General features: G+C 52.1%; 26 protein-coding genes. 8 read left to right on the top strand and 18 right to left on the bottom strand.

All coding sequences use genetic code 11. The annotated features are described in order from the left end of the window. Positions 1–113: 113 nt before the first annotated feature. From mltC to mutY, 3 genes are read right to left on the bottom strand one after another with little or no spacing between them, the layout of a single operon-like run. Positions 114–1,193 carry a membrane-bound lytic murein transglycosylase MltC gene (gene mltC / locus ACPUC8_RS13610; protein WP_039327242.1) on the bottom strand — a complete coding sequence of 360 codons (1,080 nt, stop codon included), beginning with the start codon at positions 1,191–1,193 and terminating at the stop codon, positions 114–116. A gap of 54 nt (positions 1,194–1,247) precedes the next feature. After that, positions 1,248–1,520 (bottom strand): oxidative damage protection protein, encoded by a 273-nt coding sequence (locus tag ACPUC8_RS13605; RefSeq protein ID WP_034823278.1) that lies wholly within the window; start codon positions 1,518–1,520, stop codon positions 1,248–1,250. After that, the gene (mutY, locus tag ACPUC8_RS13600; RefSeq protein WP_494926515.1) at positions 1,520–2,605 is read right to left on the bottom strand and encodes an A/G-specific adenine glycosylase; all 1,086 of its coding nucleotides are present in this window, start codon (positions 2,603–2,605) and stop codon (positions 1,520–1,522) included. The genes ACPUC8_RS13605 and mutY overlap by 1 nt, the downstream gene beginning before the upstream one ends. A gap of 154 nt (positions 2,606–2,759) precedes the next feature. Between mutY and trmB the strand changes: the two genes are divergently transcribed. The 3 genes from trmB to ACPUC8_RS13585 all read left to right on the top strand — a co-directional run bounded on the left by trmB (position 2,760) and on the right by ACPUC8_RS13585 (position 4,719). Beyond that, positions 2,760–3,479, top strand: a complete 720-nt coding sequence (gene trmB, locus ACPUC8_RS13595; protein WP_039327249.1) for a tRNA (guanosine(46)-N7)-methyltransferase TrmB — start codon at positions 2,760–2,762, stop codon at positions 3,477–3,479. Further along, on the top strand, positions 3,479–3,805 hold the full coding sequence (locus ACPUC8_RS13590) for a YggL family protein (protein ID WP_494926514.1): 327 nt from the start codon (positions 3,479–3,481) through the stop codon (positions 3,803–3,805). Before trmB ends, ACPUC8_RS13590 begins: the two co-directional genes overlap by 1 nt. Before the next feature lie 194 nt (positions 3,806–3,999). After that, positions 4,000–4,719 (top strand): YggN family protein, encoded by a 720-nt coding sequence (locus ACPUC8_RS13585; RefSeq protein WP_494926513.1) that lies wholly within the window; start codon positions 4,000–4,002, stop codon positions 4,717–4,719. A 43-nt stretch (positions 4,720–4,762) separates the two neighbouring features. On the opposite strand, the gene ulaA is transcribed toward ACPUC8_RS13585, so the two are convergent. The 3 genes from ulaA to ACPUC8_RS13570 are packed head-to-tail and all read right to left on the bottom strand — an operon-like array spanning position 4,763 to position 6,938. Further along, a complete protein-coding gene (gene ulaA, locus ACPUC8_RS13580) occupies positions 4,763–6,139 on the bottom strand; it encodes a PTS ascorbate transporter subunit IIC (protein ID WP_283227189.1) in 1,377 nt (458 codons plus the stop codon). 45 nt (positions 6,140–6,184) lie between these two features. Further along, on the bottom strand, positions 6,185–6,454 hold the full coding sequence (locus ACPUC8_RS13575; protein WP_039327264.1) for a PTS sugar transporter subunit IIB: 270 nt from the start codon (positions 6,452–6,454) through the stop codon (positions 6,185–6,187). Positions 6,455–6,485: 31 nt separating this feature from the next. Beyond that, on the bottom strand, positions 6,486–6,938 hold the full coding sequence (locus tag ACPUC8_RS13570; protein ID WP_494926512.1) for a PTS sugar transporter subunit IIA: 453 nt from the start codon (positions 6,936–6,938) through the stop codon (positions 6,486–6,488). Between the two features lie 414 nt (positions 6,939–7,352). Between ACPUC8_RS13570 and ACPUC8_RS13565 the strand changes: the two genes are divergently transcribed. Beyond that, the gene (locus tag ACPUC8_RS13565; RefSeq protein WP_494926511.1) at positions 7,353–8,087 is read left to right on the top strand and encodes a GntR family transcriptional regulator; all 735 of its coding nucleotides are present in this window, start codon (positions 7,353–7,355) and stop codon (positions 8,085–8,087) included. A 37-nt stretch (positions 8,088–8,124) separates the two neighbouring features. Here ACPUC8_RS13565 and hemW read toward each other — a convergent pair whose 3' ends face one another. The 4 genes from hemW to ACPUC8_RS13545 are packed head-to-tail and all read right to left on the bottom strand — an operon-like array spanning position 8,125 to position 11,148. Further along, on the bottom strand, positions 8,125–9,267 hold the full coding sequence (gene hemW / locus ACPUC8_RS13560) for a radical SAM family heme chaperone HemW (RefSeq protein ID WP_494926510.1): 1,143 nt from the start codon (positions 9,265–9,267) through the stop codon (positions 8,125–8,127). Then, a complete protein-coding gene (locus ACPUC8_RS13555) occupies positions 9,260–9,853 on the bottom strand; it encodes an XTP/dITP diphosphatase (protein WP_494926509.1) in 594 nt (197 codons plus the stop codon). Before ACPUC8_RS13555 ends, hemW begins: the two co-directional genes overlap by 8 nt. A gap of 20 nt (positions 9,854–9,873) precedes the next feature. Further along, positions 9,874–10,428, bottom strand: coding sequence for a YggT family protein (locus ACPUC8_RS13550; RefSeq protein WP_039327279.1), 555 nt, complete (start codon positions 10,426–10,428; stop codon positions 9,874–9,876). A 12-nt stretch (positions 10,429–10,440) separates the two neighbouring features. Then, entirely contained in the window at positions 10,441–11,148 is a 708-nt protein-coding gene (locus ACPUC8_RS13545; RefSeq protein ID WP_039327282.1) for a YggS family pyridoxal phosphate-dependent enzyme, read from the bottom strand. Positions 11,149–11,164: 16 nt separating this feature from the next. Here ACPUC8_RS13545 and ACPUC8_RS13540 point away from each other — a divergent pair, with 16 nt between their 5' ends. After that, complete coding sequence (locus ACPUC8_RS13540) at positions 11,165–12,157, top strand: type IV pilus twitching motility protein PilT (RefSeq protein ID WP_494926508.1); 993 nt, start codon at positions 11,165–11,167, stop codon at positions 12,155–12,157. Positions 12,158–12,318: 161 nt separating this feature from the next. On the opposite strand, the gene ruvX is transcribed toward ACPUC8_RS13540, so the two are convergent. The 8 genes from ruvX to metK all read right to left on the bottom strand — a co-directional run bounded on the left by ruvX (position 12,319) and on the right by metK (position 19,626). Continuing rightward, entirely contained in the window at positions 12,319–12,735 is a 417-nt protein-coding gene (gene ruvX / locus ACPUC8_RS13535; RefSeq protein ID WP_494926507.1) for a Holliday junction resolvase RuvX, read from the bottom strand. Continuing rightward, on the bottom strand, positions 12,735–13,298 hold the full coding sequence (locus ACPUC8_RS13530) for a YqgE/AlgH family protein (protein WP_058969092.1): 564 nt from the start codon (positions 13,296–13,298) through the stop codon (positions 12,735–12,737). Before ACPUC8_RS13530 ends, ruvX begins: the two co-directional genes overlap by 1 nt. 82 nt (positions 13,299–13,380) lie before the next feature. Further along, positions 13,381–14,325 (bottom strand): glutathione synthase, encoded by a 945-nt coding sequence (gshB, locus tag ACPUC8_RS13525; protein WP_494926506.1) that lies wholly within the window; start codon positions 14,323–14,325, stop codon positions 13,381–13,383. A gap of 162 nt (positions 14,326–14,487) precedes the next feature. Continuing rightward, positions 14,488–15,219, bottom strand: coding sequence for a 16S rRNA (uracil(1498)-N(3))-methyltransferase (rsmE, locus tag ACPUC8_RS13520; protein WP_039327297.1), 732 nt, complete (start codon positions 15,217–15,219; stop codon positions 14,488–14,490). 75 nt (positions 15,220–15,294) lie between these two features. Then, entirely contained in the window at positions 15,295–16,002 is a 708-nt protein-coding gene (gene endA, locus ACPUC8_RS13515) for a deoxyribonuclease I (protein WP_494926505.1), read from the bottom strand. Positions 16,003–16,079: 77 nt separating this feature from the next. Continuing rightward, a complete protein-coding gene (locus ACPUC8_RS13510) occupies positions 16,080–16,592 on the bottom strand; it encodes a SprT family zinc-dependent metalloprotease (protein WP_058969097.1) in 513 nt (170 codons plus the stop codon). A gap of 101 nt (positions 16,593–16,693) precedes the next feature. Beyond that, positions 16,694–18,088, bottom strand: a complete 1,395-nt coding sequence (locus ACPUC8_RS13505) for a sugar porter family MFS transporter (protein WP_039337080.1) — start codon at positions 18,086–18,088, stop codon at positions 16,694–16,696. 386 nt (positions 18,089–18,474) lie between these two features. Beyond that, a complete protein-coding gene (metK, locus tag ACPUC8_RS13500; RefSeq protein WP_039337079.1) occupies positions 18,475–19,626 on the bottom strand; it encodes a methionine adenosyltransferase in 1,152 nt (383 codons plus the stop codon). Positions 19,627–20,255: 629 nt separating this feature from the next. Between metK and speA the strand changes: the two genes are divergently transcribed. The 3 genes from speA to ACPUC8_RS13485 all read left to right on the top strand — a co-directional run bounded on the left by speA (position 20,256) and on the right by ACPUC8_RS13485 (position 23,866). Then, positions 20,256–22,235, top strand: coding sequence for a biosynthetic arginine decarboxylase (gene speA / locus ACPUC8_RS13495; protein WP_072214935.1), 1,980 nt, complete (start codon positions 20,256–20,258; stop codon positions 22,233–22,235). 716 nt (positions 22,236–22,951) lie between these two features. Beyond that, positions 22,952–23,647 carry an EAL domain-containing protein gene (locus ACPUC8_RS13490; RefSeq protein ID WP_494926504.1) on the top strand — a complete coding sequence of 232 codons (696 nt, stop codon included), beginning with the start codon at positions 22,952–22,954 and terminating at the stop codon, positions 23,645–23,647. Positions 23,648–23,686: 39 nt separating this feature from the next. Continuing rightward, complete coding sequence (locus ACPUC8_RS13485; protein ID WP_494926503.1) at positions 23,687–23,866, top strand: hypothetical protein; 180 nt, start codon at positions 23,687–23,689, stop codon at positions 23,864–23,866. The last annotated feature ends 41 nt before the right edge of the window (positions 23,867–23,907 follow it).

The following is a 23,907-nucleotide window of genomic DNA, read 5'->3' as shown; positions in this document are numbered from 1 at the left end:
GTTTATTACCCTCACCCTAACCCTCTCCCGCAAGCGGGAGAGGGGACTTTTTAGGTAGTGCACATATTACCTAAGTGCTGGATCTGCCCCTTCTCCCGCGACCACCCACTCCGTCAATACCGATGATAACTGCGCTGCGCCTGGCTCACTTTATACAGATAACGGCGAGATTCAGCTGACGGATGGTTGGTGGTCAGCGTCTGATAAACCTGGCTCGGCGACATGCCGTTGATGGTTGAGAAGGCGCGATCTTTATCGCTGGAGAAGACGCGCAGTACGCTTCCCGCACCGCCGTTGTAAGCGGTAATCACCGCATAACGACGTGACAGCGGATCCTGAATTCCACCTAAATAACTCTTCTGCAGCAGCGACAGATACGCGGTACCGGCATCAATGTTATTGGCTGGGTCCAGCAGATAGCTGCGGCTTGGTTTGCCCCATTTCCCTTTCATACGGAACACATCCACCCCGGCCGTATGCTGAACGACCTGCATTAAGCCCAGAGCATCAGAGTTGCTCACCGCATAGGGGTTGAAGCTCGATTCGGTCTGCATAATCGCCAGAATCAAGGATGCATCAACGCCATACTCTTCAGCCGCTTTACGTACCAGCGGCAGGTATTTGTGCGCACGTTTGTCGAGGTGGTTCGGCACCATTGGAATGGTGACAGACCAGATCACATGCAGGCCGGAGGTGCGTTTTTGCAGCTTGTTCTGAATCAGGTAATCCGCAAAGCTGGCGGCGCGACCCTGCCAGCGAATCGGTTGACCGGTGTTATCCAGCACCTGACCGTAAAGCAGCGGCTCTTTACTGATCTGGATATCGTTGGCATCGGAGTAGAGATCAACATTACCCGGATCGTCACCGATTAATAGCGTGGTAATGATCGCCTGGCGCAAGCTGGCCATTGGATCGGTACCGGCGATGGTCTCAATGGTGATGCTACCGCTGTCGAAGTTGATGTGACTGCGGGTGTAATAGCTGTCGCTGTATTTGACGTAATCCTTTGGTCCGGCGATCAGAACCTCATTGATTCCCCAAATATTTTCAATGTTGGCGGCAAACTGCCCCATCAGAATGTCGAAACCGTTGGTGTCCTTAACCCACTCTTCATGATACTGCGATTGTTTTTGTCCGGAGCAGGAAACCAAAAGTGGTGCAATCACCAACAGGGCTATCAGTTTTTTATTCATTGTAAATGCGTGCCTGATTCGAAAAAGAGGGCCTCAAAGGGAGGCCCTGAACGGTTATTTTTCCGGCGGGGTGAAACCTTCGATGTGCACATCTTTGCCTTCGAACAGGAAATTGATCATCTCCTTCTCCAGCACTTTGCGATCTTCCGGGTTCATCATGTTGAGCTTCTTCTCGTTGATCAACATGGTCTGCTTGGACATCCACTGCTGCCAGGCTTCTTTAGAAATCTCGTTATAGATGCGCTTGCCAATCTCACCAGGATAGAGCTGAAAGTCCTGACCTTCAGCGTCGCGTTGCAGAAACGTACAAAAAATGGTGCGGCTCATTACTCTTCCTCTTCGATCATGCTTGAACGCAGTGATAACTGCTGGGGATGGCGCAGTTCATGCAGTAAGCGCTCAACCGGCGCTGCCAATCCCACTGACGGTGGTTGCGCTAAGTTATACCAGAGACCGCTCGCTTCATCCATCAGCGACCCGGCAGAAGGCCACGCCAGCCACATAGGCACAATATCTAAGTGGAAATGGCTAAAGGTGTGACGAAATGTCGTTAATTGCTGGGGTTTGGCATGAATACCGCGCTCGGCGAGCCAGTCAGTTAGCGCTTGCTCACTGGTGAACTGTGGGAAGCAGAACAAGCCGCCCCACAGGCCCACTGGTGGGCGCTGTTCGAGGAATACCTCGTCACCATGCTGAATCATCAAGAACCAGCCACTGCGTTCTGGAATGGTCACTTTGGGTTTCTTGCCCGGATACTCAGTCCAGCTGCTGTTGGCGTAAGCCACACAGCCATTGCTCAATGGGCAAATTTCACACTTAGGGCGTGAGCGAGTGCATACTAACGCGCCAAGATCCATCATCGCCTGGTTGAACTGACTGACCCCTTCAGCGGGCGTAACCTCTTCACTGATCTGCCACAAACGTTTCTCTACGTCTTTCTTCCCCGGCCAACCGCCCACGGCATAGCAGCGAGCCAGCACGCGTTTGACGTTGCCATCCAGAATCGGGAAATGCAGGCCCAACGACAGTGACAGTACGGCTCCAGCGGTAGATCTCCCCACGCCAGGCAGTGCGGCGACATCATCAAAATTGCGCGGGAATTCGCCACCGTGCTTATCGACCACCTGTTTCGCCGCTTTATGCAAATTGCGCGCACGGGCGTAGTAGCCGAGACCGGTCCATAGGTGCAGCACTTCATCCAGCGGTGCCGCAGCCAGATCGGCGATCGTCGGGAAACGCGCCATAAAGCGTTCAAAGTATGGGATAACGGTGGCAACTTGCGTCTGCTGCAGCATCACTTCAGAGAGCCACACCTTATAAGGTGTCTTCTCTTGCTGCCATGGCAGAGTTTTACGGCCAAAGCGGTGATACCACTCCAGCACCTGTTGCGCGAACAGCGGCGCTTGCATCATTAGAAGGAAATTTTCCGTGTTTACTCTACAATCAGGCAGGAATTCCAGCACAGAGACATCAGGGTGTAAACCGGAAGATTGCAAAGGCTTGCTTCTGCTATCTAACTTTGCATAATGCCCGTTTCCCAGAATAGGCTAACCAGCAGGCTTCAACATGATAAATGACGTCATCACCCCAGAATTTGATGAGAACGGGCGGCCATTACGCCGTATCCGCAGTTTTGTGCGTCGCCAGGGGCGCTTAACTAAGGGACAGCAGCTGGCTCTTGATAATTACTGGCCGGAGATGGGCGTCGAGTTTCAGCAAGAGCCGCTGGATATGGTGGCGCTGTTTGGCCGCGAAGCCCCGGTTGTGCTGGAGATTGGTTTTGGCATGGGCGCCTCGCTGGTGACCATGGCGCAGAACAATCCCCATCAGAACTTCCTCGGCCTGGAAGTGCATGCGCCGGGTGTCGGTGCGTGTCTGGCCTCGGCCAAAGAGGCGGGCGTGGAGAATCTGCGTGTGATGTGCCACGACGCTGTCGAAGTGCTGCAGCAGATGATCCCGGATAACTCGCTGCGTATGGTGCAGCTGTTCTTCCCGGACCCATGGCATAAAGCGCGCCACAATAAACGTCGCATTGTGCAGGTACCTTTTGCTGAGCTGGTGATGCGCAAGCTAAAGCTGGGCGGCGTCTTCCACATGGCAACGGACTGGGAAGATTATGCGACGCACATGCTGGAAATCATGAGCAGCGTGGACGGGTATAAAAACCTGTCAGAAAGTCACGATTACGTGCCGCGTCCTGAAACGCGTCCGTTAACCAAATTTGAGCAGCGCGGGCAGCGATTGGGCCACGGCGTATGGGATCTGATGTTTGAGAGGGTGAAATAATGGCCGTACAGCGTAGCCGTCGTTTACGTAAAAAACTGCATATTGATGAGTTTCAGGAGTTAGGCTTCTCGGTTGCCTGGCGTTTTGCCGAAGGCACCACTGAAGAGCAGATTGATGCCACTCTGGATCAGTTCATCACTGAAGTGATTGATCCTAATGGCCTGGCTTATGATGGCAGCGGTTATCTGGTGTGGGAAGGTCTGGTTTGCCTGCAGGAAACCGGTAAATGCACCGATGAGCACCGCGAGTTAGTGCGTAAGTGGCTGGAGAAGCGCGACCTGTCAGATGTCCAGGTGACTGAACTCTTTGACGTTTGGTGGGACTAAGTAATTTATTAGTCTGAGATCTCGCTTCAGGCTAGCTCACTTGCGTATTGGGCACCGGGCAGTGCTCGTAACCCTCACGTACTCATGTACGCTCCGGTTACTGTGCGCTGGCCGTCACCCAATTCGCTGCGCCGCCTACGCCTGACCTGCTTTCACAGCAAAGGCGTGGGCGGCTTTTATTTAAGGAAGATTTCATGGTTCGTAAGGCTCTTCTTACCGCACTGCTGCTGGCCGCAGCGACGCAGGCGCAGGCTGATTATCAGTGCAGCGTTAATCCCCAGGATGATGTGATTATCAAACCGCAGAGCGTGCAGGTGGTGGGCACCAACGGTAACCTCGAAATCTCTCCGCAGGGTGATGTGACCTTTAACGGTCAGAAAGCCAATGTCGATAATGCGACACGCCAGAAAGCCATTGATTACCAGAACGCATTGCGCCGTGATTTACCTTGGGTTGATAACGGTGCCTCTACACGTCTGGAGCGCAGCCGTATTGCACTGGATAAAGTGATTGTGGAAAAACTCGGGGCGAACAGCAACGTGCGTAATCGCCTCACCACTCTGGATGGTCAGCTGAAACAGCAGATGAACCGTATTATCGAGCATCGTCCCGATGGTTTGACCTTCCACCATCAGGCGATTGATCAAGTGCGCGCAGACGGCGAAAAGCTGGTGCAAAGTACGCTCGGCGGGATTATGCAGGATAGCCTGAACGAGATGGGCAGCAGCCAGGCGGCGAGCGGTAGCAATCCATTGCAGGCGATTATGGGCAATTTGGGTGGCTTACAGCAGGCGGTTCAGGCTGAGTGGAAGAATCAGGAACAAGATTTCCAGAACTTCGGGCACGAGGTGTGTAACCGGGTGACGGATCTGGAAGGCCAACGCAAAGCACTGACGCAGAGCGTTAAAGGTTAATAAACGTAGCGACGCGATCAATCGCGCCGCTACGTCTCAATCATTACTCGCTTTTGGCTTCTTCTGCTGTCGCTTTATTGCTGGCGACATAGTTGTAGATAACCAACAAGGCGAAGCAGCCGGTGATGATCATCATGATCATCCCTTTATCCAGGTAGCGTGCCATATTGCCGAGGATGATGCCGGTGACGCCAAAATCGGTGTCGGAGAAGGTGGTATTGGTCAGCCCAATCGCACCCAGCACGGGTAACAGTGCCACTGGCAGGAAGGTGATGAGGATACCGTGCGCAAAAGCACCCAGCATCGCACCGCGTTTCCCACCGGTCGCATTACCAAACACCCCCGCCGTCGCACCACAGAAGAAGTGCGGCACCACACCTGGCAAAATCAGCACCCAGTGCAGTTGTCCGAGGAAGAACAGCCCGACCAAGCCACCAACGAAGCTGGAGATAAAGCCCACCAGTACCGCATTAGGTGCATACGGGAAGACGATTGGGCAATCCAGAGCCGGGCGTGCATTCGGCACCAGCTTTTCCGAGAAGCCGGTGAAGGCCGGGACGATTTCCGCCAGAATTAAGCGCACACCCTGCAGGATAATAAACACACCAGCTGCAAAGGTAATCGCCTGCACGAACGAGTACACCAGATAGTTCTGGCCATGGCTAAACTGACTCTCTACATATTCCCGGCCAGCAGACACCGACAGAATAAAGTAAATAATCATCATGGTGAGTGAGATGGAGATGGTGCTGTCACGCAAAAAACTGAGGTTTTTTGGCATGTTCATCTCTTCAGTGGATTTCGAACCTTTACCCACTAATGAACCAATCCAACCTGACAGCACGTAGCCCACGGTTCCGGTATGTGCTAACGCAACCTGGTCGTGGCCGATGATTTTACGCATATGAGGTTGCGCGATAGCCGGGAAGATCGCCATCAGCATGCCGAGAGTGAGCGAGCCGGTATAAATCAGCTGCACACCTTCGAAACCCGCCACCGACAAAATAATGGCAATCATACAGGCCATATAGAACGTCACGTGGCCTGAAAGATAGATGTATTTCAGACGGGTGAAGCGCGCCACAATGATATTGGCCACCATACCAAACGCCATAATCAGCGTGGTGGGTGCGCCGTACTTCTCTAAAGCAATGGAAACCATCGCCTCATTATTTGGAATGATTCCCTGTACATCAAAAGCGTGTTTGAAGATATCGCCGAGTGGGGTTAACGAACCCACCAACACCGTTGCGCCACCTGCCAACACCAGAAAACCCAGGATAGTTTTTACCGTGCCCTTGATGATGTCCGGGAACGGTTTTCTTTGTGCAATCAGTCCAAACATCGCCACCAAACCAACCAGAATGGAGGGGACTTTCAGCACGTCGACAACTACCAGTAAAAGGTTTTGTATAAACATAATAACCTCAGCGGTAAATGTTTTATTTTCAGTAGGTTGAGAGTGTTATTTATTGAAGTAACTACGAACTTTTTGCTCAATCTCTTTCAGATCAATGATGTTGTTAATGATGATCACTTTGTCTTCTGGAAGATTGGCGCTATAGGCAATGTCTTTTGCCATCACAAACACGTCTGCTACATCAGGCGTCACAGAACCCAAATCGGAATGTTCGACGTCAGCGGTGACATCAATCATTTTCAGCACTTTCTTGATGTTCATTTCCATCATGAAGCTGCTTCCCAGGCCGGAGCCACAAACTGCCATTATTTTCATCGTTGACCTCGTTAATTTTTAAACGGAATGATTAATTGTCTGATAACAAATGGGTGCTGAGTTCAGCTTGATTGGTGCTGCTGAAGATCTGTGCCATTTTTTCCTCATCGGAAAGGACTTCAGCCAGCTGAGAAATCATTTCGATATGGCTGTTGCTGTCCGGTGCGGAGAACATAAACAGGATGTCTACCGGGTCGTTTTCATCCGCATCAAAAGAGACCCCCTGCGCCAGTTTGAGCACGGATAACGCCAGCTTTTTAGCCCCTTGCTCGGGTCGGGCATGCGGCATGGCGATGCGCGGCGCAATCACAAAATAGGGTCCAATTTCCAGCTTCTGCTGGATGATGGTGTCAATGTAATCCTGCGTAATCGCCCCTTCCTGCAGCAAAGGACGTCCTGCCACCTCAATCGCCTCCTGCCAGTTTGAGATGTTATCGAGGTACTGAATTTTTTCTTCATTCAGCCATTTAGCGAGATGCGCCATGGTGATCTCCTGAAGTCAATGTGACTGAAGCTGTCATCATTTCCATGATGAGATGTACAGTCATGTTTGAATGAAATTCCCTGGTATTGGTGGTGTTTTTAATCGTCAGTCTTAGCTTCTCTGTGCTGATGAGAAGATTTTTTGCCTTAACTTACTAATAATTATTGTTATTAGTTAAGCGAGTAAAAAACTCATTAGTTAAAGATGTCTAGTCATCTTGATAATGCTCCTCGACCTGTACAGATACAATATGTAATATTGAAATCTGGCTGGACATGTTGCTATTGAATGCAAAAGCGTTAACTGGATCACATCCATAAGCGGTGGAGGTGGCGCAATGAAAATAAATTCAGGCATACGTGTTGAGTCACCGAGCGCAACTTTGCACTCGCACACTTATTGGGAAGCATGTTGATGGCCGATGGCATTACCGAGAAGCAAAAAGAGGTGCTCGATTACCTCCTGCAAAAAATCAAAGATGACGGGCTGCTGCCGGGTGACAAACTGGACACCGAAATTGCGATTGCCAAAAACATCGGTATCACGCGGGCGACGGTACGCGAAGCCACACGCATTCTCATTGAGCAGCAGCGCATTTATCGGGTGAAGGGCTCGGGGCTGTTCGTCGGCTCGACCGGAAAAAGCGATCACGTTGGCCGATTTCACGCATTGTCCCCCTTTGATTTTCAGGCGCAAAAGAAAGGGTACAAAGGGGTTCGAAAAGTTATCACCGTCAGCATCATGCAAGTCCCTACCGCTGACATGGCTCAGGCGTTGCGCATCAAGCCGAACGATCAAATTTATAAAGTGGTGCGTCTGATGAGCTTCGACGACATTCCGGTCGCGCTGGAATATAACCACTTTCCGGTCAGCATGTTTAGCAGCATGGAATTCAGCAAGCTGGAAATATCCAAATACTCCTACATTGAGCAGATCACCGGTAAGAAGGTGCAGCGCAGGGAACAGCACTTAAATGCCATCAATGTGACGGATGAAGAGCAGATTAGATTGCTGAATTTCAATCAGAATGGTGCGGCGTTAGAGATTTATGAAACGGTCTATCTTGATGATGGCGCACCTTGTGAGGTGAACATCGCCATTATTAATACGCAGTTGCTGCAGCTCAGACAAAATACCGAAAGGCCATAACGGATAACCCAGTATTCACTGGGCCATCCGCATATCATTACTTCTCTTCAGGCAGGAACAGCTCTAACAGAGAGTTCAGGAACAGTTTCCCTTTCTCCGTGATTTGCCAGTGTTCTGCGGTTTCATCCACGTAGCCGGCGACAATCGCCTGGTCTATCTGTGGTCGAATCTCCTGCTCATCCAGCCCGGTGTAGCGGCGGAAATCTGCGCGCGGTGCCGCTTCCAGCAAGCGGAATCGGTTCATGAAGAATTCAAACGCTTTATCTTCGTTCTCGACGTCGTGCTGCTTATCGAGGTAGTTACCCTTCATAAATCCGCGTGGATGCCGGGTTTTCACCGTGCGCACAATCCGACCGTCCGGCTGGGTGAGCTTGCCATGAGCGCCACAGCCAATGCCGAGGTAGTCACCGAAGCGCCAATAGTTGAGATTGTGTTCGCAGCGATAGCCCGGTTTGGCGTAGGCTGAGGTTTCATACTGCTGATAGCCCGCGGCGCTCAGCAACTGATGACCTTGCTCAAAGATGTCCCACAGCGCATCGTCATCGGGCAGTTTCGGCGGACGCGAGCCAAACAGCGTGTTGGGCTCAATGGTCAGCTGATACCACGACAGATGTGGCGGATTGAGCGCAATCGCCTGACGCAAATCGTCCAGCGCCTCTTCCAGAGACTGATCCGGCAAGCCGTGCATCAGGTCGAGGTTGAAACTGCGCAGGCCCAGCCCGGCCGCCAGGTGCGCCGCGCGGACCGCTTCTTCGGGTCCGTGAATACGACCCAGACGCTCCAGCTTCTGTGGGCTAAAACTTTGCACGCCAATCGAAATACGGTTGATGCCGGCTTTCTGGTAGCCGCTGAAACGGTCCGCTTCAACGGTGCCCGGATTGGCTTCCATGGTGATTTCTGCATCGGCTGCTAACGGCAGGCGCGCACGCACGCCATCCATTAGCATCTGCATCGCATTGCTGCTCAGCAGGCTCGGTGTACCGCCACCAATAAAGATGGTGCGCACTTCACGTCCGGCGGTGAGCGGCAAATCCTGTTCGAGATCGTTGAGCAGGTGCTGCACATACTCGATGTGCGGCACCTCGCCTTTTAACGCGTGAGAGTTGAAATCACAGTATGGACACTTCTGCACACACCACGGAATGTGGATGTAGAGGCTTAACGGAGGTAACTCAGGCATTGCGCATCGCTTCCAACAACAGCGTCAATGCTTTGCCACGATGAGAAACGGCACGCTTCTCATCTTTCGCCAGCTCACCGGCGGTTTTGCCCAGTTCCGGCACGTAGAAAATCGGGTCATAGCCGAAGCCGCCTTCGCCGGCCGCGGCACGGGTGATTTCGCCCGCCCAGCTACCGTGGAACACCAATGGCGTCGGATCCGCCGCGTGGCGCACATATACCAGCACGCAATGAAACTGCGCCTGACGTTGGCCATCTGGCACATTTTCCAGCGCGACCAGCAGCTTTTCCAGGTTCTGCTGATCGCTGGCGTCGAGGCCGGCGTAGCGTGCAGAGTAGATGCCCGGCGCACCGCCGAGTGCATCCACCGCCAGACCGGAGTCATCGGCAATCGCAGGCAGGCCAGTAATCTGCGCCGCATGGCGTGCTTTGAGGATGGCATTTTCAATGAAGGTCAGGCCGGTTTCTTCCGCTGACTCCACGCCCAACTCGGTTTGCGCCACGATATCCAGGCCAAAAGCCGCTAACAAATCGGCCAGTTCACGAACTTTGCCCGGATTACCGGTGGCGAGTACAACTTTTTGCATAACAGTTCCAGATTAACGAATTACAGCAGGTACCAAAGGCCTGGGAACAGGTCCATGCCGAGGAAATTCAGCGCGTAGAGCACCAGAATTACAATCATGGCAGAGAAATCGATGCCGCCCATGGCAGGCAGAATGCGGCGAATCGGTGCCATCAGCGGCTCAGTCAACTGAATCAACACGTAATCAATCGGGCCGCGACCCTGGCTGATCCAGCTCATCAGTGAACGGATGATGATGACCCAGAACACCAGATAACCGGCAGATTTTACTAATGACAACAAGCCCACCAGCAGGTTGGTCGGGTCAACGGAGAACACCCCGACCTGAATCAGCAGCAGCACCGGATATTTAAGCGTAGTCAGGACAAACGCCAACACCAGTGAGGCGGTATCAATCGGGCCCAGCGCCGGTAACACGCGGCGCAGCGGCTTAATGATTGGCTGAGTAATCTTCACCACAAACTGTGACAGCGGGTTATAGAAGTCACAGCGTGACCACTGCATCCAGATACGCAGCAGCAGTACCATCACGTACAGGTCGATCAGCGTTTTGACTAAAAACGTCATTGTTAACATGAGGTTCCTCAATTATTGTTGTGAAGGTCGCGCATAATCCCGCGCGCCAAAAACGGCGGTGCCAATGCGCACCATGGTGCTGCCAGCGGCGATTGCCGCATCCATGTCGTCGCTCATTCCCAGAGAAAGCGTATCGACGTCAGGGTAATCCTGTTTGAGGGCGTGAAACGCGCTCGCCATCTGCTGGCAGACGGCCAACTGACGATCATAGTCTGATTCTGGTGCCGGAATTGCCATCAATCCCCGCAAGCGCAAATGCGGCAGTGCCGCGATCTGCTGAGCCAGCTCTGAAACGGCCTCCAGCATGATGCCAGATTTGCTGTTCTCGTCACTGATATTTACCTGAATTAACACGTTAAGCGGTGGCAGTGCTGCCGGACGCTGGTCGTTAAGACGCTGTGCAATACGCAGGCGGTCAACGGTGTGGCACCAGGCAAAGTTTTCCGCCACCAGGCGACTCTTATTGGATTGTAGCGGCCCGATAAAGTGCCATTGCAGATCAGGATGTGCGGCCAGCTCAGCCACTTTTTCAACCCCCTCCTGCACGTAATTTTCACCGAAGGCGAGCTGCCCGGCAGCGATAGCATCTGCGACGGCGCTCGCAGGTTTAGTTTTACTCACTGCAAGCAGGGTAATTTCTTCTGGCGCGCGACCGCAACGTGCGGCAGCGGCGGCGATGCGCTCACGCACTTGCTGTAAGTTGTGCTCAATGGAAGTCATAGTCAGGAGAAGTTAAATGGATTTGGATGAAGTAGTGGCCCTTAGTGTAAAGCATAACGCCGCCGATCTGCACCTTTGCAGCGGACTTTTGCCACACTGGCGACGGCAAGGCCAGCTGGAGCCGATTCCTCAGCAGGGCGAACTGGCTGCTGACTGGCTGGACGCGTTTATTGAGCAGTGGATGAGTGGTGTGCAACAAGAAGAGTTGGAAGAGAACGGACACGTCGATTTCGCCATCACCCTACAAAGCGGCGTCAGGCTGCGTGCCAATATGTTTATGCAGCGGCAGGGCTTATCGCTGGCTCTGCGATTGATTGCCAGCCGAGCGCCCGATATCACCAGCCTGCAGCTTCCTGACGTGGTGCAGCAATTGCTGCAGTTGGAAGAAGGGCTGATTTTAATTACCGGTGCCACCGGGAGTGGCAAATCCACCACGCTTGCGGCGATGGTGGATGCCCTTAACCGCGAACAAGCGCGCCATATCATTACGCTGGAAGATCCGATTGAGTTTGTGCATCACAGCCAACGCTCACTGATTCAGCAACGGGAAGTCGGCACGCACACCGCCTCGTTTCAACAGGCGTTGAAAGCGGCTTTGCGAGAAGACCCAGATGTGATTCTGTTGGGGGAGTTGCGCGACAGTGAGACGATTCGTCTGGCGTTGACCGCAGCCGAAACTGGACACTTGGTGTTGGCAACCTTACATACGCGTGGAGCGGCACAGGCGGTGGATCGTCTTGTGGATGTGTTTCCTGCCGAAGAGAAGAATCTGGTGCGTACCCAACTGGCGGGGAGCCTGAAAGCGGTGCTGGCGCAGCGACTGGTGCCAACCATCGAGGGCGGGCGAATAGGGCTGTTTGAGGTGCTGGTGGCGACGCCTGCGGTGGTGAATTTGATTCGTGAAGGGAAGATGCATCAGCTACCCGGCGTGCTGCAAACCGGCGCGCAATCGGGTATGCAGACTTTTGCGCAAAGCGAACAGGAACGGCGGCAGTCGGGACTAATTTAGATGGGATGGTCGCCATGAATGGCGTAATGCCGCTCAGTTAAGCATTAATTTGCATATGTATGCAGGTGCGCATGAATGCGCACCCTACGTAAAACGCGCCAATGCATTGTAGGGTGCGCATTTATGCGCACTGAGTCCATTAATGCGTACCGAGTTTTGGCTCAGTGCGTATCGAACCAATCTTCCAGAATAATCACTGCTGATTGTGAATCAACCTGACCTTTTTGCAGGGCACGAAAACCGCCACGTTCAAACAGGTCGGCGCGGGCTTCAACGGTGCTCAGTCGCTCGTCCTGCAGTTCAACGCGCACACCGAAACGGCCATGCAAACGGTTCGCGAACTTACGTGCGCGCACCGTCAACGGCTGTTCGGTGCCATCCATATTCAGCGGTAAACCCACCACCACATAATCTGGCTGCCACTCTTTCAGCAGTTTCTCAATCTGATTCCAGTCTGGTGTGCCATCCTGCGCTTTCAGCGCCGTCAACGCGCGTGCGGTGCCGGTTAGCTGCTGGCCCACGGCAACGCCGATGCTTTTGGTGCCAAAATCAAATCCCAGCAGAGTTTCACTGGCCATCAGGCGTGTCCTGCATCGCTGGTCATATTGTGGATATCCACACCCATGCTGCGCGCGGCTTCACGCCAGCGTTCGGCAATCGGCGTCTGGAACAGAATGTTGCTGTTAGCAGGCGTGGTCAGCCAGGCATTTTCCAGCAGCTCGTTTTCCAGTTGATCCTTCTCCCAGGCACAGTATCCCAACGCCACCAGCACGTTGTCTGGCTGCGATGAAGTTCCTATTGCTTCCAGCACATCACGCGATGTGGTGATCACGGTGTTATCGGAAATACGGATGCTGGAGGAGTAAACTTTCTGGGCAGAGTGCAGGATAAAGCCACGATCTTCCGCCAGCGGACCACCGGAAAATACCGGCTTGTCCAGTTTGATGGCAGGATCGCGATCGGTCGCGCTGATTTTGAGCTTCTTCAGGATGCCTTCGACAGTCAGATTTTCCATCGGCTTATTCACGATCAAGCCCATGGCACCGTCCTCATTGTGCTCGCAGATATACACCACCGAGCGTTTGAAGAGCGGATCCTGCAGCGACGGCATCGCAATCAAAAAATGGTGCTGTAAATTCATTATCACTCGTATACCAAAAATAACCGGCGTAGCCGCAGCCACGTCGGTTTTGGGTTCTCACGGCGCTTACACGCCGTTGACATCAGCCCAAACGTTTCTCGATGGCATCCATCAGCATGCCCGTGATCGAAATGGGGAAAGCCGCTTCGATTTCACGCACGCAGGTTGGGCTGGTAACGTTAACTTCGGTGAGTTTATCACCAATGATGTCCAGTCCGACAAAAATCAGCCCTTTGGCTTTCAAGGTGGGGCCGACACGACGGGCAATTTCCCAGTCGCTGTCACTTAATGGGCGCGCTTCACCACGGCCACCCGCAGCAAGGTTACCACGGGTTTCGCCGCCCTGTGGAATACGCGCCAGGCAATATGGCACCGGTTCGCCATCCACCACCAATACACGCTTATCGCCGTCTTTAATGGCAGGCAGATAGTTCTGCGCCATGCAGAAGTTCTGCCCGTGGTTGGTCAGGGTTTCGGTGATCACACCAAAGTTAGGATCGTCCTGCTTCACGCGGAAGATTGATGCGCCGCCCATGCCATCTAATGGCTTGAGGATCACATCACCGTGCTCCTGCCAGAATGCACGCAGTTGCTCTTTATTGCGCGTCACCAGCGTATCAGGCGTCAGATCGGCAAACCAAGCGGTATAGAGCTTCTCGTTACAGTCACGCAGGCTCTGCGGTTTGTTGACGATCAGCGTACCTTGCTCTTCCGCACGTTCCAGTAAGTAGGTCGCATAGATGAATTCGGTGTCGAACGGCGGATCTTTACGCATCAGTACCACGTTCAGGTCAGCCAGCGGGATCACCTGCTCGCTGCCAAACTCGTACCACTTGTCATAGCTCTGCTCGACGCTCAGCAGACGCGTGCGGGCATAGGTCACACCGCCACGCAGGGAGAGATCGCCCATCTCCATGTAATGAATTTCGTAACCACGGCGCTGTGCTTCCAGCAACATGGCGAAGCTGGTGTCTTTTTTAATGTTGATGGACGAAATTGGGTCCATAACGATGCCAAGCTTAATCATTATTCTCTCCTAAAAGGGGGACTGCCCGTCATACTTCAAGCCGCAGGTGCGTTGGCTGCCTTCACTCACCCAAGTCACATACTGGTGTATGCTCCCAGGGATTCTTTCGTTTGCCGCCTTCCCGCAACATGGATTATTTAGGGCAGCCAATTAAATTATCGCTTAACCAAGGTCGCCAAACCTCACCTGAAGTGCCGTAATGGCGGTGAGTGCCGTAGTTTCGGTGCGCAGCACGCGCGGACCGAGCAGGATATCGGTGAAACCTTGCTGTGCGGTCATGGCAATTTCATCTGCGGACAAGCCGCCTTCTGGCCCAATCAGCAGACGAACACGCTCCACAGGTTGCGGCAGCGTGTTAATGCTGTGGCTGGCACGCGGATGCAGATTCAGCTTCAGACCGCTGTCTTCCTCGGCGCACCACGCCTCTAATGTCATTGCCTCGCGAATTTCTGGCACACGATTACGACCGCACTGTTCACAGGCGGCAATCGCGATTTTCTGCCATTGCTGAATCTTCTTCGCCAGCCGTTCGGCATCCAGCTTTACGCCGCAGCGCTCAGAAAACAAGGGTGTAATCACGTTCACACCGAGTTCGATCGATTTCTGGATAGTGAATTCCATTTTCTCACCGCGCGACATCACCTGTCCGAGGTGTAAATGTAGTGGAGATTCACGGTCATCAGGCTGACTGGCAAGGATGTTTACTTTTACACGCTTTTTATCCGCTTGGGTGATTTCAGCGCGAAAAGTCAGATTACTGCCATCAAACAGCTCAATTTGTTGACCGGCGGTCATGCGCAGCACGCGCCCGACGTGGTTGGCGGCATCTTCATCGAGGAAGACTTCGCTGTTAACTTCAAGAGATTCGGGATGATAAATGCGAGGTATACGCATGCGGTTCCTGCCAGCGTTATGCCGTGTCATTGGACACGGCGCAATCGGAAAAAAAGCTAGTGTAGGGTAGCGCTTTTAGCGCTGGCAAGCCTGTTGTACATAGGGGTTGTGATTTCCCTGTACCTGCGCAATGCGGTTATCGCGCTCGCACTCCCACTTTGTCACTGGGTACTGCTTGTTCCAGGCGGTGAACAGCTGGGTTTGCTGGCGTGATAAACGCAGCTGATACTGGTCACGCATATAGAAGTAGGTTCGGGCGATGGCGCCGCGTGCGCGCTCCGGCGGCTGCGCCAGCTTCTGTTTAAAATCGATCTTCATTGAGCACTGACCATATTGCGGGTCGCCGCCGTTCCACTGGCTGTACTGGAAGTTATTGCGATCGCCATTCACTTCGCCAATCGCCGGTTGCAGGTTATGCAAATCGCTTTCGATGCGGCGGTAATCGGCATCTTTACTGCAGTTTTTGCGCCCGCCGTTTTGCCAGCACTGGCGCTGATGGCCAAACTCCCACGCCGGCATCACATGTTCCCACTCAATGCGTTCGGCGCGGTTGGCATTTTTGCGCACGTTGTAGCCGCAGCTGCTGAGATCGGGCACGCCTTTCTTGCCGTGCCAGCTGATTTTACAGCCGCAGTAAAAATCCGCTGGCGCATCCGCATTAATCTGTGCGGCGGCGACTTTGGCCTGCTGGAAGTTGTTCTGATGGTAGTTGGAGAAACTCAGGCTGAATGCACTGATGGGCGCGACTAATAAGGAGAGTAACAACAGCGTTTTGCGAGACATATTCCAAAAATTAACCTGGTGCAGAAAAAGGCGGCAGGGTAACAGAATGGCAGGGGAGGGGATATCAGATTTGCGGACTAACGTGCTGTAAATTCACCGGGTTGCAGTAGTGTACCGCACTGCACGCAACGATATTCGCTCTCACCGCGCAGCACGCGGTTATGACGACGCACCGTGAGCTGATGTTGCTGGCAGCCGCAGCGATAGGGGAAGGTGTTACTGCGCACTGAGGCGATTTCAAACTTGTGTGTGCGGCGTGCCGGCACACCGAGCACGCTCTCCATCATCCATTTCCACTCTTTGCCGTGCGGCGGCACGCGACCAAAGGTTTTCCACACCAACAGGTGCGCCAGTTCGTGTGGCACCACTTCATCGATAAAAGGCTGCTGATTTTCCAGCAATAAAACCGGGTTGAGGCGGATTTCCCATTTCTCCAGCCATGCGGTACCCGCCGCGGTTCCGCGCTGCTGATAAACCAGCTTTGGCTCGTCATAGTGACGTTCCAGCTTTTCATTGGCGAGCTGCAAAAAGTGGCGCAGTGAGCGCATCACGGCTTGCTGGAGCGCGATGGGGAGGCGAGGTGTTTTCATGTTGGGGAGGATAAGGGGTTGTTATCGCCGAATCAACTGAGCGCGATTTTTCGCATAAAAAAGGGCCGCCATCTGGCAGCCCTTGTTCAGCTCAATCAGCCTTATTTCTGGCCGATATCACGCAGTTTTTTACCTGACATCAGGTTACGCTCAATGTGCTCCAGCGACACACCTTTGGTTTCTGGAATCAGCGCCACGGTCAGCAGGATAAAGAACACGTTCAGACCTGCATACACCCAGAAGGTCGGTGCATTGCCCAGGGTGTTCAGCATGGTCAGGAAGGTGGCACCAACAATCATGTTCGCGATCCAGTTGGTCGCGGTAGACACGGTGATACCAAAATCGCGACCTTTCAGCGGCTGAATTTCAGAACACAGTACCCAGATCAGCGGGCCAGCAGACATCGCAAAACCAACGATGAACATCAGCAGCATCGCAACCGCGAAGTACTGTGCAGCAGCCGAGTTGATGCCGATATGCAGCATGGTGCCGAGGATGCCCATACCTGCTGCCATGACGATAAAGCCCAGCACCAGCGTCGGTTTACGACCCCAGCGATCCACCAGACCGATGGCGATAAAGGTGGCTAACACGTTCACCAGACCCACAATCACCGTGCCCCACATTTGCTGTGTGGTGTTGGCGAAGCCAGCAATCTCAAAGATTTTTGGCGCGTAGTACATGATGACGTTCATACCGGTGAACTGCTGCATCACCTGCAGCAATACGCCGAGGAACACCGCACGGCGGAAGTTGCCGTTGCTCTGGAACAGCTGCCAGCCAGACTGTTTGATCTTCAGGCTTTCACGAATTTCATCCAGCTCACGTTTAGCCTGCTCGCTGGTGTCACGCAAACGCGCTAACACGCGTTCTGCGCTGCGGAAATCGCCTTTCGCCGCCAGCCAGCGTGGGCTGTTGGGCAGGAAGAACACTCCGACCAGCAGCAGAATCGCCGGGATGGTGATCACGCCCAGCATCCAGCGCCATGCGCCTGCATCGCTGAAGGCGGTATCAGACAGATAGGCCGCCAGAATACCGATGGTGATCATCAACTGGTACAGCGAAATCATGCTGCCACGAATTTTTTCTGGCGCGATTTCAGACAAGTACAGCGGTGCGGTGTAAGACGCGACGCCCACGGCCAGGCCGAGAACCACACGTGCTGCAATCAGCATCTCAGGATTCGTTGCCATGGCAGACCACAGCGAACCGATGACGAACAGGATGGCTCCGGCCATCAGGCTTTTTTTACGGCCAAGATGGGAAGACATCCAACCGCTACCCACAGCGCCCACAGCAGCACCAAACATCATGGAACTTACGATCCACTCTTGCTGGTGCGCGGTGACGTTGAAATCTTTTGCGATGAAGGGCAGGGCACCAGCGATAACGCCGATATCCAGGCCAAACAGCAGGCCGGCCAGAGCCGCTAAGAAGCAGACAAACAAGGTCATCATCTTGTTCGATGTTCTGCTCTTATGAGTATTACCAGGCATAATGCCTCCGAAGTTTATCTATCATTGTTTTTATCAATGTTATGAAACCTGCCGACGGAAAAAAGTGAGAACGATCACATCAGTGTAATCGGTTACACGCGCTGTAACCCTGCAATCCAGCATTTTCCGCCTGAAATAGTTACGTAACCAGTAAGGTATAGCACCCTTTAAGTTTCTGACATCACTCTAAATATCGGCTATCAGACGACGCTGAAAATAACGCATTTTAATAGTAATAACTATGCTGAACATTCTCTAAATAACCGAAAATAAAAGAATTTCAAAATGTAATCGTTAACACAATGTTGTGAATGGACGCAAAAAAAAAGCCCGCACAATGTACGGGCATCTCTTCAACCTCTCCGGTGGGAGAGGGAATATGCTGATTACAGGCCAGCCGCTTCGCGCAGTTGAGCAGCTTTATCAGTCTGCTCCCATGGGAAGTGTTCACGACCAAAGTGACCGTAAGCGGCAGTCTCTTTGTAGATTGGCTTCAGCAGATCCATCATCTGGATCAGACCGTATGGACGCAGGTCGAAGAACTCGCGCACCAGCAGGGTTAGCTGTTCGGTAGAGACTTTCTCAGTACCGAAGGTCTCCACCATGATGGAGGTCGGCTCAGCAACGCCAATGGCGTAAGACACCTGAATTTCGCAACGATCGGCCAGGCCTGCAGCCACGATATTTTTCGCGACATAACGCGCAGCGTAAGCGGCTGAACGGTCAACTTTCGATGGATCTTTACCTGAGAAAGCACCGCCACCGTGACGTGCCATACCGCCGTAGGTATCAACAATGATTTTACGACCGGTCAGACCGCAGTCCCCCATTGGGCCACCGATAACAAAACGGCCAGTTGGGTTGATGTGGTACTTGGTGCTGGCGTTGACCCACTCAGCAGGCAGAACCGGCTTAATGATCTCTTCCATTACCGCTTCACGCAGATCGGCGGTGGTCACCTCTTCAGCGTGCTGAGTTGACAGCACCACGGCATCGATACCGACAATTTTGCCGCCATCGTACTGGAAGGTGATCTGGCTTTTCGCATCCGGGCGCAACCATGGCAGTGAGCCATTTTTACGCACTTCAGCCTGGCGCTGCACCAGACGGTGTGCATAGGTTACCGGTGCGGGCATCAGCACGTCGGTTTCGTTGGTCGCATAACCAAACATCAGGCCCTGGTCGCCCGCACCCTGCTCCAGCGGATCGCTACGGTCAACACCCTGGTTGATGTCAGGAGACTGCTTACCAATCGCGCTCAGTACGGCGCAAGAGTTCGCATCAAAGCCCATATCGGAATGGACATAACCGATTTCACGTACGGTATTACGGGTGATTTCTTCGATATCAACCCATGCGCTGGTGGTGATTTCACCGCCAACCAGCACCATACCGGTCTTCACGTAAGTTTCGCAGGCCACGCGTGCTTTCGGATCCTGTTCGAGGATCGCGTCCAGCACCGCATCGGAAATTTGGTCTGCAATTTTATCAGGATGTCCTTCTGATACGGACTCAGATGTAAATAGGTGTTTAGCCATTCTGTTCTTTACCTTACAAATGGTTTGAATTCGACTGCATAGCGTAAGTGGACCAGGCCGACTCGACGCCCCTTCAGGCAAAGCCGCGAGCAGTAGGGAGTGTTGATGTATGTCATCGACACCGCCTGGATGTTAACCAGTTTAGATGGAAAACCATCTGGACGGCTATTCTAGGTTACTCAGTGAGCACTTTTCCAGTGCTTTTTCAGATACCGCACGTTTACACAAGCGACTCAGTGGAATAATTTCCTGACACCTTCCACAGATTCCAGACAAAGATTTTGCATTTTTACCTGTCAGGCTGTATAAAACGCCGCTGCTTCCCCAATCCAGTTCTGTTCTTTTCTCTCGTCGATGTTTTGTGTGTTGTGGTCATTATCCCGACACGAGCGCCGGCTAAGCTATTCCCACATTCCCGTTGCTGTGTTTCACTCGACATGCGTCTTGAAAATTCCTGGCTTTACGGCCGGTTTTTTACTGACGTCGGCGCAGTGTTTTACACTTAGAGTCAGCAACGTACTGGGTTACCCGATACCCGGAGTTCAGTAGGATGGGGAAATGTTTACCCGGAATGACCACAGAAAAACCCGGCAACTGTTTCATTTTTCAACGGAAAATTGAGGTTCGTGATGTCTGACGACATGAAGAATATCAAGGGTTCGTCAGCTGGCGAACAGGGTGTACTCCGCTCAATGCAGGAGGTGGCGATGAACGATCAGGAAGCGAGCAGAATGCTGCGTACCTACAATATTGCCTGGTGGGGTAATAACTATTATGACGTCAACGAGCTGGGGCACATCAGCGTGTGCCCCGATCCGGACCAACCGGAAGTGCGCGTTGACTTGGCTAAGCTGGTAAAAGAACGTGAAGCCGATGGCCAGCGTTTGCCTGCGTTGTTCTGCTTCCCGCAGATTTTGCAGCACCGCCTGCGTTCGATTAACGCCGCTTTTAAACGCGCACGTGAATCTTACGGCTATAAAGGTGACTACTTCCTGGTTTATCCGATCAAGGTGAACCAGCATAAACGAGTTATCGAATCCCTGGTCAACTCAGGTGAGCCGCTGGGGCTGGAAGCCGGTTCTAAAGCCGAGCTGATGGCCGTGCTGGCGCACGCCGGTAAGACCCGTTCGGTGATCGTGTGTAACGGCTATAAAGACCGTGAATACATTCGTCTGGCGCTGATTGGTGAAAAGCTCGGTCACAAGGTTTACCTGGTGATCGAGAAGATGACTGAAGTGCGTCTGGTACTGGAGGAAGCCGAGCGCCTCAACGTAATCCCGCGCCTCGGTATCCGTGCTCGTCTGGCTTCGCAGGGTTCCGGTAAATGGCAGTCAAGCGGTGGCGAAAAGTCCAAATTTGGTCTGGCCGCCTCGCAGGTATTGCAGCTGGTGGACATTATGCGCAAAGCGGGCCGCCTCGATAGTTTGCAACTGCTGCATTTCCATCTTGGTTCGCAGATGTCGAACATTCGCGATATCGCCACCGGCGTGCGTGAATCGGCACGCTTTTATGTCGAGTTAGCCAAGCTGGGTGTCAACATCAAGTGTTTCGATGTCGGCGGCGGTTTAGGTGTCGATTACGAAGGCACCCGATCGCAGTCTGATTGCTCGGTCAACTATGGTCTGAACGAATACGCCAATAACGTCATTTGGGCAATTGGCGATGCCTGTGAAGAGCATGGTCTGGAGCATCCTACGGTAATCACTGAATCGGGCCGTGCTGTTACCGCGCACCACACCGTACTGGTTTCCAACATCATTGGTGTAGAGCGCAACGAATTCAGCACGCCTGTAGCGCCGGATGTGGATTCGCCGCGTCCGATTCAAAGTCTGTGGGATACCTGGCAGGAGATGCATGAGCCAAACGTGCGTCGCTCGCTGCGTGAATGGCTGCACGACAGCCAGATGGACTTGTTTGATATCCATACCGGTTACTCTTCCGGTACTTACGATTTGGGTCAGCGTGCCTGGGCAGAGCAGCTCTATCTCAGCATCTGCCACTATATCCAGCAGCATCTTGACCCCAGCAACCGTGCCCACCGTCCGATCATCGACGAGCTGCAGGAGCGTATGGCGGATAAGATTTACGTCAACTTCTCGCTGTTCCAGTCGATGCCGGATGCATGGGGTATCGACCAACTGTTCCCGGTACTGCCGCTGGAAGGACTGAATAAGATTCCTCAGCGTCGTGCCGTATTGCTCGATATTACCTGTGACTCGGATGGCACCATCGATCACTACGTGGATGGCGACGGTATTGCTACCACCATGCCGATGCCAGAGTACGACATCGATAACCCACCGATGCTTGGCTTCTTTATGGTGGGTGCATATCAGGAAATCCTCGGCAACATGCACAACCTGTTTGGTGATACCGAAGCGGTCGATGTGTTTGCTTTCCCTGACGGCAGCGTAGAAGTGCAGCTGTCGGATGAAGGCGATACGGTGGCCGATATGCTGCAGTATGTACAACTGAACCCGAACGATCTGATGACCCTGTTCCGCGATCAGGTGACGCAGCAAAAGGACATCGAAGAAGGTCTGCGTGCGCAGTTCCTTGAAGAGTTCGAAAGTGGGTTATATGGCTACACTTACCTCGAAGATGAGTAAGGTTTAATCCTCTCGAAACGGGCCCTTTTTAGGGCCCGTTTTATTTTCCTTCATTTAATTTTCTTATTGCCCTGATCTTTTATTTAAAATGTGACAAGCATCACCCTCAATAAATCTTAACCTGCCCGATTAAACACGCCTTTCAAATGCGTTTATCTATCTCCTTCATTTTTTTAATAAAGAAAAAATGCCGCTGCGCTTTGGCGCACAATAACCCTGCTTTAACTACTGATTTCTGAGGGATTAGCCTGTAAAACTGTTATGTTTTCTTTGCTATGTATAATCAAAATTTAAACATTAAGATCTTAATAGTACCCTTGTGTAACTATATTTTCTGACACTTATTGGAATCATGCATTCTGAATGAAATAAAATGCATTTTAGGGTAAAAATAAAAAAACAACTTCGTTGACTTCTTATAAATTGTTTAAAATCAATGAATTAATTATTTCTTGATATGTCAAGGAAGGCCTTAACTTAAATTTTTCTAGGAATTATCTGATCGTTTTGTGAAACTAAAAGAAATTTACGTGAGATATTGATAGTTTTTATCTATTGAAGTTTCATCTTTGGTTCACTGAAATCTATTTTTCAAAGTGTAAGTTGTACGTTAGGCTTCAGTTAACGTGTTAAGTTTTATCGATGTTTCCCTTACTTCTTTCATGAGAAAACCTGACATTTCAGGCGTATCAGCCAGTTGCGGAGGGGGAGGTGAAATGAGCGCTCAACCACAATACATTTTCTTGCTGGAGCCCGTTCACAGTATATCCGGCGAGCTAATTGCGTGGGAGTTGTTAACACGTTTTGCAGATGATGCAGATATTAATAATAAACGTAACCCACACAGGGATGCAGGGTTCTTCAGTCGGCTTCCTGCTGACGAAAAATGGCAGTTATTCCTCCACCAGATCGAAAAACTTATTCAGCTATACCAGAAGGGGTTTCAGCAGGTCATTAGTGTCAATGTGGATCGAGATATCGTAGCCAGTATTTTCAAAGATACTGAAATTCAAGAAAAACTGGCTCAACTTACGCTGATGCGTTTAGAGATCTCCGCATTTTTCACCGCGCGATTTAACAGCGCCGATCTCCTGATATTAAAAGGTGTCGCGAAGGTGACATCCGCCCCTTTATGGCTTGATGACTTTGGTCCGGGTTATTCCAACCTGACCATGCTTGATAGCGGAATATTTGAAATCGTCAAGATTGACAAAGATTTTTTTTGGCAATTTGGCGACGGTCACATCTTTGACACGCTGCTCAACCACCTAAACGAATTATGCGATGGCGTCATCGTCGAGGGAGTTGAAAACCAGTCGCACATTGACCTGCTGGCACACAAGAAGATTTACGGCATGCAAGGGTATCACTGGAGTGGTGTCTATTTGTCTGATTTGCTTGAAAAATCCTGAAATGGCTCTGGTTTAATCTACTCCGTCGGGGAAGCAAAAATGTCTAAAAAAGGGTTTGTCGCATTCCATCTGATTTGTGCTCGCCCAATCGAAAATAAAGACATTTCTCCCGTCGTGCTGTTGAGAAATAAACCCGATCCCTTTTCTGGATGGAGGCTTAACAAGGCTCAGCGCGATTTCATCATCAGTTTGTATGAGGTCGACCAAGAGAAAAAGTGAATAAACGCATGGGTTATTCACTATTGAAGCCGGTATCTACG

The organism is Pantoea sp. CFCC18177, assembly GCF_059412425.1.
The sequence above is the reverse complement of the archived record's forward strand: the minus strand, read 5'-3'. Positions and strand labels throughout refer to the sequence as shown.

Bases quoted from the DNA above. Each gene is read 5' to 3' on its own strand.
- endA (WP_494926505.1), bottom strand. From the start codon at position 16,002: ATGTCTCGCAAAACGCTGTTGTTACTCTCCTTATTAGTCGCGCCCATC.
- ACPUC8_RS13485 (WP_494926503.1), top strand. From the start codon at position 23,687: ATGTCTAAAAAAGGGTTTGTCGCATTCCATCTGATTTGTGCTCGCCCA.
- ACPUC8_RS13545 (WP_039327282.1), bottom strand. From the start codon at position 11,148: ATGACTTCCATTGAGCACAACTTACAGCAAGTGCGTGAGCGCATCGCC.
- ACPUC8_RS13575 (WP_039327264.1), bottom strand. From the start codon at position 6,454: ATGAAAATAATGGCAGTTTGTGGCTCCGGCCTGGGAAGCAGCTTCATG.
- ACPUC8_RS13570 (WP_494926512.1), bottom strand. From the start codon at position 6,938: ATGGCGCATCTCGCTAAATGGCTGAATGAAGAAAAAATTCAGTACCTC.
- speA (WP_072214935.1), top strand. From the start codon at position 20,256: ATGTCTGACGACATGAAGAATATCAAGGGTTCGTCAGCTGGCGAACAG.
- mltC (WP_039327242.1), bottom strand. From the start codon at position 1,193: ATGAATAAAAAACTGATAGCCCTGTTGGTGATTGCACCACTTTTGGTT.
- ACPUC8_RS13490 (WP_494926504.1), top strand. From the start codon at position 22,952: ATGAGCGCTCAACCACAATACATTTTCTTGCTGGAGCCCGTTCACAGT.
- ACPUC8_RS13585 (WP_494926513.1), top strand. From the start codon at position 4,000: ATGGTTCGTAAGGCTCTTCTTACCGCACTGCTGCTGGCCGCAGCGACG.
- mutY (WP_494926515.1), bottom strand. From the start codon at position 2,605: ATGATGCAAGCGCCGCTGTTCGCGCAACAGGTGCTGGAGTGGTATCAC.
- metK (WP_039337079.1), bottom strand. From the start codon at position 19,626: ATGGCTAAACACCTATTTACATCTGAGTCCGTATCAGAAGGACATCCT.
- ACPUC8_RS13505 (WP_039337080.1), bottom strand. From the start codon at position 18,088: ATGCCTGGTAATACTCATAAGAGCAGAACATCGAACAAGATGATGACC.
- ACPUC8_RS13530 (WP_058969092.1), bottom strand. From the start codon at position 13,298: ATGAATTTACAGCACCATTTTTTGATTGCGATGCCGTCGCTGCAGGAT.
- gshB (WP_494926506.1), bottom strand. From the start codon at position 14,325: ATGATTAAGCTTGGCATCGTTATGGACCCAATTTCGTCCATCAACATT.
- trmB (WP_039327249.1), top strand. From the start codon at position 2,760: ATGATAAATGACGTCATCACCCCAGAATTTGATGAGAACGGGCGGCCA.
- ACPUC8_RS13510 (WP_058969097.1), bottom strand. From the start codon at position 16,592: ATGAAAACACCTCGCCTCCCCATCGCGCTCCAGCAAGCCGTGATGCGC.
- ACPUC8_RS13565 (WP_494926511.1), top strand. From the start codon at position 7,353: ATGGCCGATGGCATTACCGAGAAGCAAAAAGAGGTGCTCGATTACCTC.
- ulaA (WP_283227189.1), bottom strand. From the start codon at position 6,139: ATGTTTATACAAAACCTTTTACTGGTAGTTGTCGACGTGCTGAAAGTC.
- ACPUC8_RS13555 (WP_494926509.1), bottom strand. From the start codon at position 9,853: ATGCAAAAAGTTGTACTCGCCACCGGTAATCCGGGCAAAGTTCGTGAA.
- ruvX (WP_494926507.1), bottom strand. From the start codon at position 12,735: ATGGCCAGTGAAACTCTGCTGGGATTTGATTTTGGCACCAAAAGCATC.
- hemW (WP_494926510.1), bottom strand. From the start codon at position 9,267: ATGCCTGAGTTACCTCCGTTAAGCCTCTACATCCACATTCCGTGGTGT.
- ACPUC8_RS13605 (WP_034823278.1), bottom strand. From the start codon at position 1,520: ATGAGCCGCACCATTTTTTGTACGTTTCTGCAACGCGACGCTGAAGGT.
- rsmE (WP_039327297.1), bottom strand. From the start codon at position 15,219: ATGCGTATACCTCGCATTTATCATCCCGAATCTCTTGAAGTTAACAGC.
- ACPUC8_RS13550 (WP_039327279.1), bottom strand. From the start codon at position 10,428: ATGTTAACAATGACGTTTTTAGTCAAAACGCTGATCGACCTGTACGTG.
- ACPUC8_RS13590 (WP_494926514.1), top strand. From the start codon at position 3,479: ATGGCCGTACAGCGTAGCCGTCGTTTACGTAAAAAACTGCATATTGAT.
- ACPUC8_RS13540 (WP_494926508.1), top strand. From the start codon at position 11,165: ATGGATTTGGATGAAGTAGTGGCCCTTAGTGTAAAGCATAACGCCGCC.